Below are 14,495 nucleotides of genomic sequence, written 5' to 3'. Positions count from 1 at the left end.
GCGCTCGACGTCCGCCCGCTCCGCTCACTCGAGCCTCAGCGCCATTCGAACGTGATCAGCGCCTTCAGCGCATCCAGCGCGTCGGAGGACAGCTGAGGGTACTTCTCACCCACTCGGGTGGCGACCTCTGCACCCCAGACCCAGAGGCCCTGATCGCCGGGTTCCTCGCGATCGACGGTCGCGACGATCGCGAGTACCTCGCGACGAAGGTCGTCGTCGGCGATGCGATCGGGATGACGCCCGGGGATCGCCGTGTCGGTGTCGTAGCCGACATAGGTGATCACGGCGCTGCTCAGGGCTTCGTCGATCATGTCATCGCCTTTCGAACAGGGAACGCATGCCGCCGGTCGCGGGATCGATCGCGATGATCTGAGACACGTTCGGGTTGCTCTTCAGCGCGTCGAACTCGTACTGGAGCCACACCGCATCCGGCCGGATGTTGCGACCGAGAACGACTCGTACAATACCCTGCGCAGATTCCGCGTACTTGCGAGAGACCTCACCCCACATCGCCTGCACCTGAGGGTCCTCGGACCATCGAGGCATCTTGATGCCGTTCTCGCTGAGATACAGCTCCAGCGTGGTGGCTCCCTTCCCCTGTGCGAGTCCGGTCGCGAGGTCCGAGCTGCCGACGTAGGGCCTGCCGGTGGGGTTCGGCATCTCGGTGCGCCCCGTCCAGAACAGCTGCGAGTCGGGCTGGGTGTTGAACGTGATCTGAGACATGTCGGTCCATCCCTGGGGTGGGTCGGGCGTCTGCGCGCCCAGCGCTCCGGTGACATCGACGTAACCCTGTTCGCCGCCCCAGGAGAGAGACATGTCCGCTTGCGGCGGCTCGATCGCCAGCGGTCCGGTGGGCTTGACCTCGGCCTCGACGCCGAGGGCAGGCACGTGGTCGCCGCCCGGGTGCTCCGCGGTCGTTGCATTCGCGTCGGGCCCCAGCGGCGAGTCCGACGCGGTGCAGTCCGCCGTGATGTCGACGGCGTCGCTCGCACCGTCCGCCCCCGCAACGTCGCCCCCGAGGTCGTCGAGCTGACGGTCGATGTCGGCGTGCAGGTCGTCGAACTGACGGTCGATGTCGGCCTGCAGGTCGTCGAACTGACGGTCGATGTCGGCCTGCAGATCGTCGAACTGACGGTCGATGTCGGCCTCGAGATCATCGAACTGACGCGAGATGTCGTCGGCGGTCGTCGGCGTGTCCGCTGCGGTGTGCGGCGCTGTCGGGGCATCGGTTCCGGAGTGCGGCGTCGCGGGCGCGTCGGTCCCGCTGTGCGGCGCCGCCGGCAGGTCTGCGCCGGCGCCGGCGTCACCCACGTGCGGCGCCGTCGGCAGGTCTGCGCCGCCGCCGGCGTCACCCACGTGCGGGGTGACCTCGATCGTCGGAGACTGCGGCGCCTCGCCGTCGGGGATGCGGATGCCGCCACCGTCGCCGCCGCTGCCGCCGGCGTCGCTGCCGCCGGTCACCTGGGGGCCGTCGTAGTCGGGACGCGTGCCGCTGCCGCCGTCGCCGGCTCCGCTGCCACCGGTGTCGCTGCCGCCCGTCACCTGGGGGCCGTCGTAGTCCGGCTGCCGGCCGATGCCGCTGCCGTCACCGGTGCTCGGGCCGTCCGAGCCGCCGATGCGCGGCCCCTCGGCGTCCGGCGTGCGGACGCTGCCGCTGCCCGGATCGGCGGCGTGCGCGGTGTCGCCCCGCCGGCCGCGGATCGAGGTGCCCGCGCCGAGGAGTCCCCCGCCCGCGCCGCTGATGAGCACCTGGCGGATGTCGATCCCGTCGCCGTTGAGCAGTCCGTTCGACGCGCCACTGGATGCACCGCCGAGCCCGCCTGCCAGCGCCTGCACCGCGACCCGCTGCCCGTACTTTCCGAACGCCAGCGCGACGGTGTCGGTGACTGCGCCACCGACGAACCCACTGCCCATCGCGACCAGCAGGTTCGCGTCCCTGCCCTTGACCAGCAGTTCGGACGAACCGGCCGCGAGGGTGCCTGACGAGACGCTGATCACGATGCGGGCCGTCCGCTGGAAGCGGTTCGCGAGCGGCGCGATGCGTGCCGTGATGGCCGCCAGCCGCGCGACGATCCGCGCCGCCGTGCCCGACACCTTCATGAGGAAGGTGACGATCCGCTGCGCGACGAGGATGATGCGGGCGGTGATGCCGCCACCCGCGACGACGGCGCTGGCGCCGAAGGTGAAGACGCTGAGGGCCGCGCCGATCGCGACGGTGGCCGCGATCTCGATCGCGAGCTGCACCAGCATCTGGATGACCTCGCGGTGGGCTTCCTCGACGTCGGCCGCGTACTCTCGGCACAGGTCGCCCACCTCGGAGATGTCGGTCGCGGCGGCCGAGACGTCGGTCGCGAAGTCGCCGACCTCGGAACGGAGCTTGGCGAGCTCGATGCTGTTGAGGCCCATGAGCGCGTCGTCCGCCTGGCGGATCTCGGTGGCGAGGGCCCTGACATCGCGCTCGACGCCGTCCCACGTCGTGCCGGCGCTGCGCAGCTTCGCGGTGTCGGCGTTCGGCCACATCATGCCGACGAAGTCCTTGACGACATCCCACGCGTCCGGGGTGTCGTCGCTGCCTCCGAAGGCCGACGGCGGCGCCCCGACGGAGACGGGCGTGCGCGCCGGGCGGACCGTGAACGCGCCGCCGGCGGGCTTGCCCCCGGCCGCCTCTTCCGCGGCGGCGTGGTTCCAGCCGCTCTGCATGATGGCGCGGTCCATCGTGTTCGCGAGCACCGCGATGTCTGAGAGCGCCTGCAGCGCGTCGCGCGCCATGTCGTCGTACCCCTGTGCGAGCTGCTCGCCGCCGGGGTCGTCTCCGGCCATCCGGGCGTACTGGCCCAGGGAGCTTCTGGCGTCGGACAGCCGGCTCGCGGCGGACTCGCTGATCGCGCGGAACTCGTCGGCCGCGGCGATGTACAGCGTCGGGTCGATTCTTCTCTGGTTCACAGGCTGGCCCACATCGTCTGGGTGTCGGTCTGCGCCGTCTCGTACGCCGTGGCGGCGTCGCCCGCCCACGTCTTCAGGTCCTCGGCGAAGGCGCGCAGCGACACGGCTCCGACCTGCCAGGTCTGCACGCGGGTGAGGAACTCCACGCTGGCGACGCCCGACCACTGCCCGGTGGCGGCAGCCGTGGCGCCCGCCGCGTGGGTCTCGAGGTCGGTGCAGTACTCGACGAGGTTCGACAGGGTCGTCTCGAGCTCGCGCAGCTGCGCGATGTCGAAGGTGTGCCGGCTCATGCCCTGCCCCCCGTCCGGCGTGCGTCGACGCGCGACGAGCGGGACGCGGCGGTCAGGCTCGCCTCCGTGCTCGCGTAGCCCGCTTCGGCGCCCTGCAGCCGCGCGACGATGTCGGCGAGCGCCGCACGGGTCGTCGCCGCGCCGGCGAGCCAGTCGGCCCACGCCGTGGCGAACTCGTCGGACGCGTCACCCGTCCACGACGCCCCGACGACGGAGTTGACGGATGCCGAGACCTGGGCCACTCGCGCGTCGAAGTCCGCCAGGGCGGCGGCCATCGACGCCGCCGAGTACCCGAGCGCCGGGGTCGATACCGAGAAGTGCGCCACGACTGCGCTCCCTTCGCGTCACCGCCCCCGCGGGGGCGGTCGGACCGGGCGATGCCCGGCCCTTCACGGACAGGTCAGGCGCGGAAGCTGTTCGAGATGTTGTTCTCGGACTCTTCGTAGGCCAGGGCGGCCTTCGACAGCTGGTCGCTGATGCCGTTGAGGGACTCCTTCAGCTGCAGGCCCGCCGCATCCCACTGCTCGTACAGCTCGTTGAACGACTGCGAGGCCGCGCCGCCCCAGTCGCCTGCGATCAGGCCCTGGACCAGGGACTTCAGGTTGCTGAGCTGCGACTCGATCGACGTGGCGCCCGACGCGAGCTGGTTCGCGACGCCGGAGAGCGACTCAGAAGTGACCTTGATGTCCGCCATGGGATCCTCCGTGGGTGGGGGGCGGTGTCCGCCCGCGTGAAACGTTCGGTCTCATCCTGACATGCACCGCGACAGGTGCCATGGGGACAATTCCCCATGGCTGATCTCGGACGCCGTGCACGGGCGTCAGGAGACGGTCAGCCTGTCGCCCCGGCCCATCTGGAGCGTGGCCTGCGCCACCGTGCCGTTGTCGGCGGTGAAACGGAAGGGAACGCTGTTGAGGGCGGTCGCTGCGCGCAGCGCCTCGCGGACCTGATCGCACTGCTCCCGGTCGAGGGCGACATCGAGGTTCAGCACGACGGCGCCGTGGTCGTGCATTCCGAGGTCGAGCGACGCGACGCGCGGACCGCTTGCCGCGGCGCGCACGGCCCGCATGTCGTGCAGGCCGATGACGACGGAGTTCAGCGAGCCGCCGGTGTGGTAGGTGAGCGTGCGCAGCCGGCGTGCGAGGCCCTTGCCGTCGTCGATCGTGGCCCGGTTGTCGGACACGACGACACCGAGCGTCTGCGCCCACGCGAGGGGCGGCACGCCGGCCAGGCGTATGCCGGCGGCATCCACCTCGATGAACACGCCCTCCACCGCCAGCGTCTTCAGGACGCGTCGGCGCGTGATGAGGCCCAGCCCGACGTTGCCCAGCATCACGACCAGCAGGATCGCGAGCAGGACGTACGTGACGGCGCGGCCGATGCCTGACGCGAAAAGCCCGACCATGACCGCGAGCACCGCGACGCTGATGCCGCCCGTCACCAGCAGGTAGCGCGTGTTGCGCTTCAGCGTCGCCGTCAGCTGCACGCGTTCGACCTCGAGCCGCAGGGCGCGGCCGGACTGGATGAACTGACGCCACGGATCGGCAGAGATGTCGGTCACGGTGTCTCCTCGTTGATCACGCCACGTCGACGATCACATCGCCCAGGGCGAGCCGGTCGCCGGCCGCCAGCTCGAACGGCACGTCCCGGACGAGCGGATGCCTCTGCCCGGCGCGCACGACGACCGTGCCGTTGCCCGATCCCGGGTCGGTGGCGATCGTGCCGCCGTCCGGGCGCGTCTGCACCACGAGGTGCACGCGCGACATGGAACGCGAAGGGTCGATGACCTCCACCGGCACTCCCCCGCGCTGCGCCGCCCCGGCCCCGGGCTGCCGCCCCAGGACCAGCACACGGTCGATGGGGATTCGGGCTCCCCCCGGAAGCAGGAGCGCGAGCGGCGACGCGGCGGACGCGGGCTGCGGCGTCCGCAGCGGGCCGGGCGCGGGAGCCGCTGCGGGAGCACGTGTGGCAGCGGCCGGGGACGCCGGGATCGGCGTGGGCGGCGCTGCCGGCGCCGCTGCAGGGTGCTCTGCCACCGGACGCGCCCACGCCGGTACGTCGGGCAGCGGAACAGGCGGCAGCTCGACCGGCGCCCCTGCGGGGGCCGGGGCATCCTGCCGCCGCCCGCCCGTGGTGGGGAAGGGGGGCGCACCCTGCGGGCGCGGGGCGTCGCCGACGATGATCTGCCCGCACGCGGGACAGAACATCGTGTTCGGCCGGACGGCCTCGCCGCAGAAGCGGCAGTGGGTGGTCATGTGCGAGATCCTCGAGATCGCGAGAGGTGCGGCGCGGCCGTGCCCGATGCGCGGCGGGCCGGATTCCACAGTAGACGCTTCGCCCGGGCGGCGGCTCGCGGCATCCGTTCGCCCTCGGTCACACGCGCAGGTCCGGCACCTGCACCGCGCGGTACTCGCCGCCGAGGAACAGCACGCCGCTGCCGGGGCCGCCCCGGCCGACGAGGTGGCGGGGCAGCTGCGCGCCGAACACCTGGGTGCCGATGATCGACGTCGGCGGCGACAGCACGATCCCCGCCCGGCCGCGCTTGGCGTCCGAGACCGGACCGGACACGGCGGTTCCGGCGGCATCCGCGGCGATCGAGACCACGAATCGAAGCCGAGACCGTGCCGCGACGAACGCGCGCTCCAGCGCCGAGTCGCGGATGGACTCCGCGTCGTCGATGACCGCCGTGAGCACCTCGGCGCCCGTCAGCACGGCCTCGATCTCCGTCGCGTCCGAGGCGGTCGTGAGCACGGGCGTGCCGTGGGATGCCGCCACCTCGGCCAGCACGGAGCCTGCCGCGGCGACCACTGTCATGCGCTGACCCGCCCAGGCGAGCTGGTGCGCGATGAGAGCCAGGGCGTCGGTCTTGCCGCTGCGGCGATCGCCGACCACGACGAAGCCGCCGGTGCCGGGCCAATCGACCGTGAAGCGCGACAGCGTGTCCCCTCCGACGCCGACGATGGGCGCCTCGGGCATGTCGGGTGCCGCGACCGGCAGGGCATAGGCGCGCGACAGCCCGATGTGGGTGGGAAGCGGGTCGACGCGCAGCGGCGCGGGAAGCTCGGCGAGCTGCGGGAACCGCGCGAAGTGCGCCGCGACGTGCTCGACCGTGCCCCGCAGTGCGCCGGTCTGCGCCTCGCCGCTCGTGTCGGCCGACAGCACCGCGATCTGGCCCTCGGCCCCGGTCGGCCCGAACAGCACGCGGCCCGGCGGCATCTCGGGGGCGATGTCGCGGACCATGATGCCGGCGGCACGGTAGTCGTTGACGTCCCGCATCGGCAGCGCGTACTGCGTGTCCATGAAGCCCGCGATCTTGTCCGACGGCACGGCGCGATCGGCGGTGATCACGACGCGGATGCCGACGGCGGGGCCCTCGCGCAGAAGGCGCATGACCTGGTCGCGGACGGCGAGCATCTCGTCGGGCGTCATCGATGCCGCCAGGCGCTCCCAGCCGTCGATCACGACCACCGCGTACGCGAGGGCGTCGCGCGGCGACGCCTGCCGGCGCTGCTCGGCGATGCTGCCGACGGCCGCCTGGGCGAGGACGCTCTGGCGGCGCGACAGCTCCGTCCCGAGACGCCCGAGCAGGCGCGGCAGGCGTTCGGCGTCCTGGGGAGTGACCACCGCGCCGGTGTGCGGGTCGGCCGCCAGCGGCAGGAGCGCGCCGTTGCCGTAGTCCACGACGTACAGGTGGAGGTCGGCCGGGGTGAAGCGGAGGATCGCCTGCGACACGACGGTCCGCAGCGCCGTGGTGCGGCCGGACCGGCTGCCGCCGAAGAGGAGCAGGTGCGAACCGTCGTGGATGCTCCACAGCAGCGGCTCCTGGCGCTGCTGCGCCGGGACGTCGGCGAGGCCGAGCACGACGGCGCCCTCGGGCGCGGCGTTCTCGTCGAAGCGATCGAGCGGCAGCACCTCGGGAAGGGGCATGAGCCAGGGCGACGGGCTCTTCGCGATCCCGAGGATCGCGGCCGCCTGCGTCGCCAGCTGCACGAGCGCGCGCAGGTCGGTGTCGTCCTGGTCGGGGCGGTGCACGCCGGCCTCGGCCGCAGCCGGGAACCGGGGCGGGAGGCCGAGCGTCTGCCACCCCACCTTGGCGACGGGCGGCAGCACGCGCGCCGACCGCTGATGGCCGACGCGGAGGGCGGCCACGCGCGCGGTCTGGAACGCGACAGGCGACGCGTCCAGCCCGGCCCGGACGTACCCGCGGCCGGGCGATCCGGCGGGGATGAGCGCGGCGTCGGGTGTGCCGATGACGTCGGCCGAGTCTCCCCGGTCCGTCACCCGCAGGGCTACACGGAGGTTGATGTTGGACTGCATCTCGGGCGTGATGACGCCCGACGGCCGCTGGGTCGCCAGCACGAGGTTGACGCCGAGCGAGCGGCCGACACGGGCGATGCGGACGAGACCGGTGATGAAGTCGGGGAGCTCCGTCTTCAGCTCCGCGAACTCGTCCACGACGATCATGAGACGCGCGAGGCCGAGCCGGGCCGCGGCATCCGGATCCTTCTCCCACGCGGCGTCGACATCCTTCGCGCCGATGTCGTCGCGGAGCACGCGCTCGCGCCGCTTGAGCTCCGCGTCGAGCGACGCGAGGGCGCGCTCGGTCTCGCGGGCGTCGAGGTTCGTCACCATGCCGACGGTGTGTGGGAGCCGCGCGCAGTCGGCGAACGCCGACCCGCCCTTGTAGTCGATGAGGACGAAGTTGAGCGCGTCCGGGCGGTTGGCGAGCGCGAGCGAGACCACGAGGGTCTGCAGGAACTCGGACTTGCCGGAGCCGGTCGTTCCGGCGACCAGGGCGTGGGGTCCGTCGGCGGCGATGTCGATCGCGAACTCGCCCTCGGTCCCGGCGCCGATGACCACGTAGGACTGCCGCGGCACCAGCTGCCACTGCTCGGCGATGGGGCGCGCGTCGTCGAGGTCGACGCCCATGAGCTCGGTGTATCGCACGCTCGACGGCAGGGTCGCGTCGTCGCCCACGCCGCGGACGTGCTCGATCGGACACAGCGCCCGGGCGACGTCCTCGGCGTAGGCGGTGGTGACCTGGTCGACCAGCACCGGCGCGAAGTACTCCTCGGCCGTCTCGACGCGACCGAGCAGGGGGTCGGCACCGTCGACGGTGATGACGGATGCCGCCTCCTCGGGCAGCCTCGTGCGGTCGGAGTCGATCGCGATGACGTGGATGCCGAACTGGGCGCCCTTCTCGAGGATCGTCACCATGCCCGGGAGCATGCGGTACCGGCGTGCTCCGTCGACGACGACGATCAGCTGTGCGTCGGACCGGCGGTCGCCGCCCGAGCGCATGCGAGCCTCGAGGAGCGCCCCCGCCTCGCGCAGCCGCTCGCGGCGGGTGAGGTCGGTGTTGCCGATGAGGGCCACAGGACCGGCGCCGGGCTGCACGTGCGGCAGCCACTGCACCCATGACCACTCCGCATCCTGCTCGCGGTCGCACAGCACCATGAGGTGCAGGTCTCGCGGCGAGCGCAGCGTGGCGAGTCCGGTCACGATGGACCGGGTGATCCCGCCTGCGACGTCCGCCGGGCCGGAGATCGCGAGCGGGCCGGCGGAGAGGTCGACCGACACCGGCGAGGGCGACGTGCCGACGCGCCGCTCGGAGGTGCGCTCCTTCTGCGGACCGCCTTCGAAACGGACGTCGAGGGGCACGTCGGCGACACCGACGCGCACCTTGAGTGAGTCCTCGTCGCTGCGGCGGCGCTCCCACAGCCGGGCGAGCGGCCGTGTGGCGATGTCGCGGATGAGCACCGGATCCAGCGCCCGGTACCAGGCGTCGAGTCGCTGCGATCGCACGAGGTCGGCGATGCGCGTGCGCGCGCTCGCGATCTCAGCCGCCCATTCCGCCTCGGTGCGCTCCCCCTTGCGCCGGGCGAGGCGCTTGTTCGCCATGAACGAGCCGACGACCATCACCGGCGACGCCGCCGCCATGATGAGCATGATCGGCCGCTGGAAGACGATCGCGAGCGTCACGCCCAGCACGATCGGCACAATGGCCGACAGCCACGGCAGAGGCGAGGCGTCGGTCTCGGCGGGCTTGTCGCCCGGGAGCTGGACGACGGGCGTCGACGACGGGGTGCGGATGCGCGAAGGCCGATTGAACGCGCGGGCGCCGAGCTCGTCCACGGTGATGTCGGCGTCGGATGCCGGCGCCATGCCGATGCGCACCACGCTGCTGCCGAGCTGCACGAGGTCGGCCGGAACGATGCGCACCGGGCCCTCGGCCGGCTGACCGTTGACCAGCACCTGCGCGGACGGATCGCTCGGTTCGACGATCGCCGACAGCGGCTGGAAGGTCCCGTCGGCGGTGTACCCGCCGGTCGCCGTGATGGTGACCTGGCGGGGAGCCAGATGCGGGTCGGCGACCACGACGTCGCCGCCGGTCTCGCGCCCCACCGACACCGGCCGGTCGGGCTGCAGCGGCACCGCCTCGCCGGCGAAGGCGCCGGCGACGAACTCCAGCCGGAGGCGACCAGGCGAGATCACCTGCGGCGAGGCAGCCGGCACCACCTGGCCGCTGCGCAGCCCTGATCCGGCGAGCGTCTCGACGGCATCGGCCGAGGGGGCGAGGATGGCCGGATCGACCTGCAGCGATTCGGCCAGCTCCGAGACCGTCGTGGCCTCGTCGACCTTCACCACCCACGAGTCGGTGGTCACGGATGAGTGCCGATCGGCGATCGTCAGGCGCAAAGTCATGGCGTAGGCACTTCCTGGAGGATGCGGGACAGTCGGGACAGCACGGTCGCGCCATCGTCCTGATCGGAGGCCGGCGCAGGAACGCTGATTCCGAGCGGACTCGTCTGCGACCAGTCGAGCGGCATGGGAGAGACCGGTAGTACTGCGTCCGCGGCGTCGCCTGTGAACGTGACGCTCCCGACGGCCTGGTGACCGCGGCCGTCGACGACGCGGAAGGAGAGCTGGTCTCCGGGTAGCGGGGCCGCGGGGAACGAGACGACGCCGTCCGCCCCGCACGTCCCGCCGACGACCGTCGCGGAGCAGGAGAAGGAGAGGTCCTCGCCCCACGCGAGGTCCGTGAGGTCGACCGAGCGGGTGGGTGCCGAGCCCACGTGCAGGGCCCGGGGTGCAGCACCCGGAGCCGTCGCGACCATGCTCACGGTCACCTCGGCCGTCGCGATCTGGCCGGCGTCGTCCTCGACGGAGAGCTCGACCGTCACGTCGCCCGGCGCGCCCGAGCGCACGGCGAGATGCGTCGGCCCGACACCCGCGTGCGCCGTGTCGGGCGACACCGCCTCCACGCGCACGGAGGAGGTCCCGGGGCTGCAGAGCGTGCACGTGATGCCCAGGAGCGAGAGCGGGATCAGCACCTGGCTGCCCGCCGCGAACGGGGCGTCCACCCGGGGTGTCGTGATCTCGGGCGCCGGCGGCGGGGCGAGGGCGACCCGATAGTTCACAACGGTGCGCGTGGCCCCGGAGACCAGTGTGACCGGCAGGACGCGCTCACCCCACGCGGGGTCGTACGCCGCCACCGTCAGTGTGATCCCCGCCGGCTCGCACGTGATCTCGAAACCGTCGCCGGCCGGCAGCGCGCCGCAGTCGACCGTGACACCCTCCGCGACGGGCAGTTCACCCGGCTCGCCGTACGGGATCTCGATGAGCGCGGAGTTCGCCGCCTGCGCTTCGTCGGTCTCCTCGGCGGACGGTGCGGCGGATGCCGCGACCGGCACGAGCGCGGTCGCCACTGCCAGGATCACCGCACCGAGCACCGCCGTCGGTCTGCGGAACATGGGACTCCAGGGGCCGGGGGCGGCGGACGACACTATAGTAATCGGGTGCCCGCACCGGACCCGGGCACCCGACGACGCCGGAAGCACATGACCGACAACCCCTCGATGCGCCGCCTCCACCGCCAGTCGGCGACGCCGGAGCCGGCCCAGGTACTCACTGTCGACGCGGACCGGCCGGCCACCGATGCGATCCCGCTCGCCACGATGTCGCGCCCGCCGCGTCGCCCCACCGCGATCGTGACCGCCGCGCCCGTGTTCGCACCGGCACCCGTCGAGGTGCCCCCCGCCGGCCACGGCCCGGTGCGCGTGGGCTGGGAGGCCGGGCGTGCGAGCCTGGCCACCACTCCCGGCCCGATGCGGCCGCTCGAGACCAGCGCCGACATCCTTCCCGAGCTCAACGAGGCCGTCGAGAAGCCGCGGCCGCTGTGGCGGCACCCGGCCTCGCTCGTCTCGATCGGCACGACATTGCTGGCGCTGATCGCCCTCGGCGCGTTCCTCGTGATCGGCATGCTCAATCCCGCAGCCGCGGCGTCCGGCCTCACCCTCACGGTGGGCTCCGACAACGTGCGCGCCACCTGGGCGGGCCCGGATGTGCCCTACCAGCTCCTCGTGGTGGGCGGCCCGGGCGGTGAAGTCGTTGACGTCTCGCAGCTCATCACCGGCGAAGAGGCATGGATCCCCGTCTCGGCAGGCCTGATCGACGACCGGTCCTGCGTGGTCGTCCGCCCCGCCTCGGCGACGGAGGAGCCCGTCACGCTCGACGCCGACGCGGTCGCGGCGCAGGGTGCCTCCTCCGCGTGCGTCGCGGATGCCGCCGCGGCCGGCGCCCCGGCCGATGACTGAGCGCCGCCTCGGCGCGGCGGTGACGGTGGTCGCCTCGCTCCTCCTCGTGACCGGCTGCGCGAGCGCCCCTGCAGAGCCCGTGCCGACGCCGACGTGGGTCGATCTCACCGGCTACGATCCCGAACGCGACGCCAACGGCCTGTCGCTCCTGGCGCCGGCCGACGCGCGCACGCAGATCCTGGCGGATGCCGCCACCGCCGACACCTCGATGACCGCGACGTTCCGCGATGCGTCGGGTCGAGTGCTCGACGTCGCCTTCACGGGCAGCGCGCAGCGCTTCAGCGCCGAGGTGGCGGTGGACGGCGGGACGACGTCGATCGTCGTCGACGGTGCGCGGGCGGCGGTGATTCCCTCGGACGCGATCGCCGCGGACGCGGGCCTCGAGGCGGGCGCCGTCGCGTGCGTCGCCGCGACGGACGCGCTCATCACGCGCTGGTATCCGCTGCTGGACCCGGCCGCGTTCATCGCCGACGCGACGGCGGATGCCTCAGGGCTGGGAGCGCCTGCGGATGACGCGATCGAACTGCTGCTGGGCGAAGACGGCACCGCCGGCGTGCTCCGGGCGAGCACGACGGGGCCCGCCCTGCCCTTCGAGCTGATCCGCGCGGACGAAGCGGGGTCGGTGCACGCCGTGTTCAGCGGCTGGGGAGACGCCGAGCCTGTCGCGCTGCCCGCCGCCTGCTGATCACCAGCGGGGCTGACCGGCGCACGCGGTGCCGAGCCGGTGCAGGCCGGCCTGCGGGTCTGCGAACGCCGCCCAGACCCCGCGGGCGTCGCCGCGCTCGGCCGCCTCCGCCATCTCGGTGAGCAGGCGCGGCGCCGCCGCGGTCCACGCCACGTAGTCGGCCTGGTCGATCCCCGTGCTGCCGCGCTCCGCGACCCGCCGCACCTCGGCGGCGAGATCCGCCACGCGGGCGAAGGCATCCGCCCCGCCCGCCTGGCACTCGATCGCGGCCGCCATCAGGTCGACCACGGGCTGCGCGAGGGTCGCGCAGCGATCGGCCAGTGCGTCCGTCATCCGTCGGCGTCCTCTCTCGGATCAGTGGAAGAAGTGACGTTCGTTCGTGAAGAACATCGTCACGTTCGCGGCCTTCGCGGCGGCGATGACCTCGTCGTCGCGAACCGAGCCGCCCGGCTGGACGATGGCCGCGATGCCCGCGTCGAGCAGGATCTGCGGGCCGTCCGCGAACGGGAAGAACGCGTCGGATGCAGCGACCGACCCGGCGGCGCGGTCACCGGCGCGCTCGACCGCGAGGCGGCACGAATCGACCCGGTTGACCTGCCCCATGCCGATGCCGACCGTCGCCGAGTTCTTGGCGAGGACGATCGCGTTCGACTTGACCGCGCGGCAGGCCTTCCAGGCGAAGATGAGGTTGGTCATCTCCTCGTCGGCCGGACGCTCGCCCGACACCAGCTGCCAGTCCTTCGCGACGGACTCGATGTCGTCCGGGAAGCGGTCGGCGTCCTGCAGCAGCAGACCGCCCGAGACCAGGCGCACGTCCATGCGCTCCTGCTGCCAGTCGGCGGGCAGCTGCAGCAGGCGCAGGTTCTTCTTCGCCTTGAAGACCTCCAGCGCCGCAGGCTCGAACGAGGGCGCGACGATCACCTCGGTGAAGATGTCCTTGAGGTTCTCGGCCATCTTGAGGGTCACCGTGCCGTTGGCGGCGATCACGCCGCCGTACGCCGACACCGGGTCGCACTCGTGCGCGCGCAGGTGCGCGCTGGCGATGGGGTCGAGGGCGTTGGGCGCCGTCACCGCGATGCCGCAGGGGTTCGCGTGCTTGATGATGGCGACCGCGGGCTTGACCATGTCGAATGCGGCACGCAGGGCGGCGTCGGCGTCGACGTAGTTGTTGTACGACATCTCCTTGCCCTGGAGCTGGATCGCCTGGGCGATGCCGTGACCGCCGTTGCGGGTGTAGATCGCCGCGCGCTGGTGCGAATTCTCGCCGTAGCGGAGGGTCGCGAGGCGCTCGGCCTTGATCGTGAGGTGTGCCGGCAGGGCCTCTTCGAGGAGCGTGCCCTCGGTGAACCAGGTCGCGACCGCGCGGTCGTACTCGGCCGTGTGCGCGAAGGCACGGGCCGCGAGCTCGCGGCGCTGCAGCAGCGTCGTGCCGCCGGCGCGGACGGCGTCGATGACCGCCGGGTACGACGACGGCGAGACGACGATCGCGACGTTGGCGTAGTTCTTCGCCGACGCGCGCACCATGGCGGGTCCGCCGATGTCGATCTGCTCGACGACGTCGTCGCCCTGCGCGCCCGAGCGCACGGTCTCGACGAACGGGTACAGGTTCACCACGACGAGCTCGAACGGGGCGATGTCGAGCTCGGCGAGCTGACGCTCGTGGTCCTCGAGGCGGAGGTCGGCGAGGAGGCCGGCGTGCACGCCAGGGTGCAGCGTCTTGACGCGGCCGTCGAGCGACTCGGGGAAGCCCGTCACGCTCGCGACGTCGGTCACGGTGTAGCCGGCCTCGCGCAGCAGGGTCGCGGAACCACCCGTCGACACGATCTCGACGCCGGCGGCGGCCAGCGCCTCGCCGAGCGCCAGCAGATCGGTCTTGTCGCTCACCGACACGAGTGCGCGGCGCACCGCGACGACATCGCGGGGGCGGTACAGGGCGGGGTCGTGGCTCGGTCCGGCCATGCGGGTCTCCTCGGTGGGGTG

13 protein-coding genes are annotated in these 14,495 nt (G+C 72.7%); 2 read left to right on the top strand and 11 right to left on the bottom strand.

Annotation, left to right across the window (positions count from 1 at the left end; translation table 11 throughout):
- Nucleotides 1-35 precede the first annotated feature (35 nt).
- The 9 genes from J2Y46_RS08800 to J2Y46_RS08760 form a co-directional block, all read right to left on the bottom strand.
- On the bottom strand, nt 36-311 hold the full coding sequence (locus tag J2Y46_RS08800; RefSeq protein WP_045300781.1) for a hypothetical protein: 276 nt from the start codon (nt 309-311) through the stop codon (nt 36-38).
- 1 nt (nt 312) lies between these two features.
- Nucleotides 313-2,943 carry a hypothetical protein gene (locus tag J2Y46_RS08795; RefSeq protein WP_310241697.1) on the bottom strand — a complete coding sequence of 877 codons (2,631 nt, stop codon included), beginning with the start codon at nt 2,941-2,943 and terminating at the stop codon, nt 313-315.
- Entirely contained in the window at nt 2,940-3,233 is a 294-nt protein-coding gene (locus J2Y46_RS08790) for a hypothetical protein (protein WP_045300777.1), read from the bottom strand. Before J2Y46_RS08790 ends, J2Y46_RS08795 begins: the two co-directional genes overlap by 4 nt.
- The gene (locus J2Y46_RS08785; RefSeq protein ID WP_045300775.1) at nt 3,230-3,559 is read right to left on the bottom strand and encodes a WXG100 family type VII secretion target; all 330 of its coding nucleotides are present in this window, start codon (nt 3,557-3,559) and stop codon (nt 3,230-3,232) included. Before J2Y46_RS08785 ends, J2Y46_RS08790 begins: the two co-directional genes overlap by 4 nt.
- Before the next feature lie 74 nt (nt 3,560-3,633).
- The gene (locus tag J2Y46_RS08780) at nt 3,634-3,927 is read right to left on the bottom strand and encodes a WXG100 family type VII secretion target (protein ID WP_045300773.1); all 294 of its coding nucleotides are present in this window, start codon (nt 3,925-3,927) and stop codon (nt 3,634-3,636) included.
- Between the two features lie 126 nt (nt 3,928-4,053).
- On the bottom strand, nt 4,054-4,794 hold the full coding sequence (locus J2Y46_RS08775) for a hypothetical protein (protein ID WP_310241693.1): 741 nt from the start codon (nt 4,792-4,794) through the stop codon (nt 4,054-4,056).
- A gap of 16 nt (nt 4,795-4,810) precedes the next feature.
- Entirely contained in the window at nt 4,811-5,488 is a 678-nt protein-coding gene (locus J2Y46_RS08770) for an FHA domain-containing protein (RefSeq protein ID WP_157005617.1), read from the bottom strand.
- A gap of 118 nt (nt 5,489-5,606) precedes the next feature.
- Nucleotides 5,607-9,938 carry an FtsK/SpoIIIE domain-containing protein gene (locus J2Y46_RS08765; protein WP_310241692.1) on the bottom strand — a complete coding sequence of 1,444 codons (4,332 nt, stop codon included), beginning with the start codon at nt 9,936-9,938 and terminating at the stop codon, nt 5,607-5,609.
- Nucleotides 9,935-10,987: a hypothetical protein gene (locus tag J2Y46_RS08760; RefSeq protein WP_310241691.1), complete on the bottom strand. Its 1,053-nt coding sequence runs from the start codon at nt 10,985-10,987 to the stop codon at nt 9,935-9,937. The genes J2Y46_RS08765 and J2Y46_RS08760 overlap by 4 nt, the downstream gene beginning before the upstream one ends.
- A 45-nt stretch (nt 10,988-11,032) precedes the next feature.
- Between J2Y46_RS08760 and J2Y46_RS08755 the strand changes: the two genes are divergently transcribed.
- Nucleotides 11,033-11,830 (top strand): hypothetical protein, encoded by a 798-nt coding sequence (locus J2Y46_RS08755; RefSeq protein WP_310241690.1) that lies wholly within the window; start codon nt 11,033-11,035, stop codon nt 11,828-11,830.
- Nucleotides 11,823-12,515 (top strand): hypothetical protein, encoded by a 693-nt coding sequence (locus tag J2Y46_RS08750; protein ID WP_310241689.1) that lies wholly within the window; start codon nt 11,823-11,825, stop codon nt 12,513-12,515. The genes J2Y46_RS08755 and J2Y46_RS08750 overlap by 8 nt, the downstream gene beginning before the upstream one ends.
- Here the strand turns inward: J2Y46_RS08750 and J2Y46_RS08745 are convergent, their stop codons facing one another.
- The gene (locus J2Y46_RS08745; RefSeq protein WP_045300762.1) at nt 12,516-12,848 is read right to left on the bottom strand and encodes a hypothetical protein; all 333 of its coding nucleotides are present in this window, start codon (nt 12,846-12,848) and stop codon (nt 12,516-12,518) included.
- 21 nt (nt 12,849-12,869) lie between these two features.
- Entirely contained in the window at nt 12,870-14,474 is a 1,605-nt protein-coding gene (purH, locus tag J2Y46_RS08740) for a bifunctional phosphoribosylaminoimidazolecarboxamide formyltransferase/IMP cyclohydrolase (protein WP_310241687.1), read from the bottom strand.
- Between the last annotated feature and the right edge of the window lie 21 nt (nt 14,475-14,495).

The sequence above is a fragment of the Microbacterium sp. BE35 genome (assembly GCF_031457705.1).
Classification (GTDB): Bacteria; Actinomycetota; Actinomycetes; order Actinomycetales; family Microbacteriaceae; genus Microbacterium; species Microbacterium trichothecenolyticum.
The sequence above is the reverse complement of the archived record's forward strand: the minus strand, read 5'-3'. Positions and strand labels throughout refer to the sequence as shown.

Bases quoted from the DNA above. Each gene is read 5' to 3' on its own strand.
- J2Y46_RS08780 (WP_045300773.1), bottom strand. From the start codon at position 3,927: ATGGCGGACATCAAGGTCACTTCTGAGTCGCTCTCCGGCGTCGCGAAC.
- J2Y46_RS08765 (WP_310241692.1), bottom strand. From the start codon at position 9,938: ATGACTTTGCGCCTGACGATCGCCGATCGGCACTCATCCGTGACCACC.
- J2Y46_RS08790 (WP_045300777.1), bottom strand. From the start codon at position 3,233: ATGAGCCGGCACACCTTCGACATCGCGCAGCTGCGCGAGCTCGAGACG.
- J2Y46_RS08770 (WP_157005617.1), bottom strand. From the start codon at position 5,488: ATGACCACCCACTGCCGCTTCTGCGGCGAGGCCGTCCGGCCGAACACG.
- purH (WP_310241687.1), bottom strand. From the start codon at position 14,474: ATGGCCGGACCGAGCCACGACCCCGCCCTGTACCGCCCCCGCGATGTC.
- J2Y46_RS08800 (WP_045300781.1), bottom strand. From the start codon at position 311: ATGATCGACGAAGCCCTGAGCAGCGCCGTGATCACCTATGTCGGCTAC.
- J2Y46_RS08745 (WP_045300762.1), bottom strand. From the start codon at position 12,848: ATGACGGACGCACTGGCCGATCGCTGCGCGACCCTCGCGCAGCCCGTG.
- J2Y46_RS08750 (WP_310241689.1), top strand. From the start codon at position 11,823: ATGACTGAGCGCCGCCTCGGCGCGGCGGTGACGGTGGTCGCCTCGCTC.
- J2Y46_RS08760 (WP_310241691.1), bottom strand. From the start codon at position 10,987: ATGTTCCGCAGACCGACGGCGGTGCTCGGTGCGGTGATCCTGGCAGTG.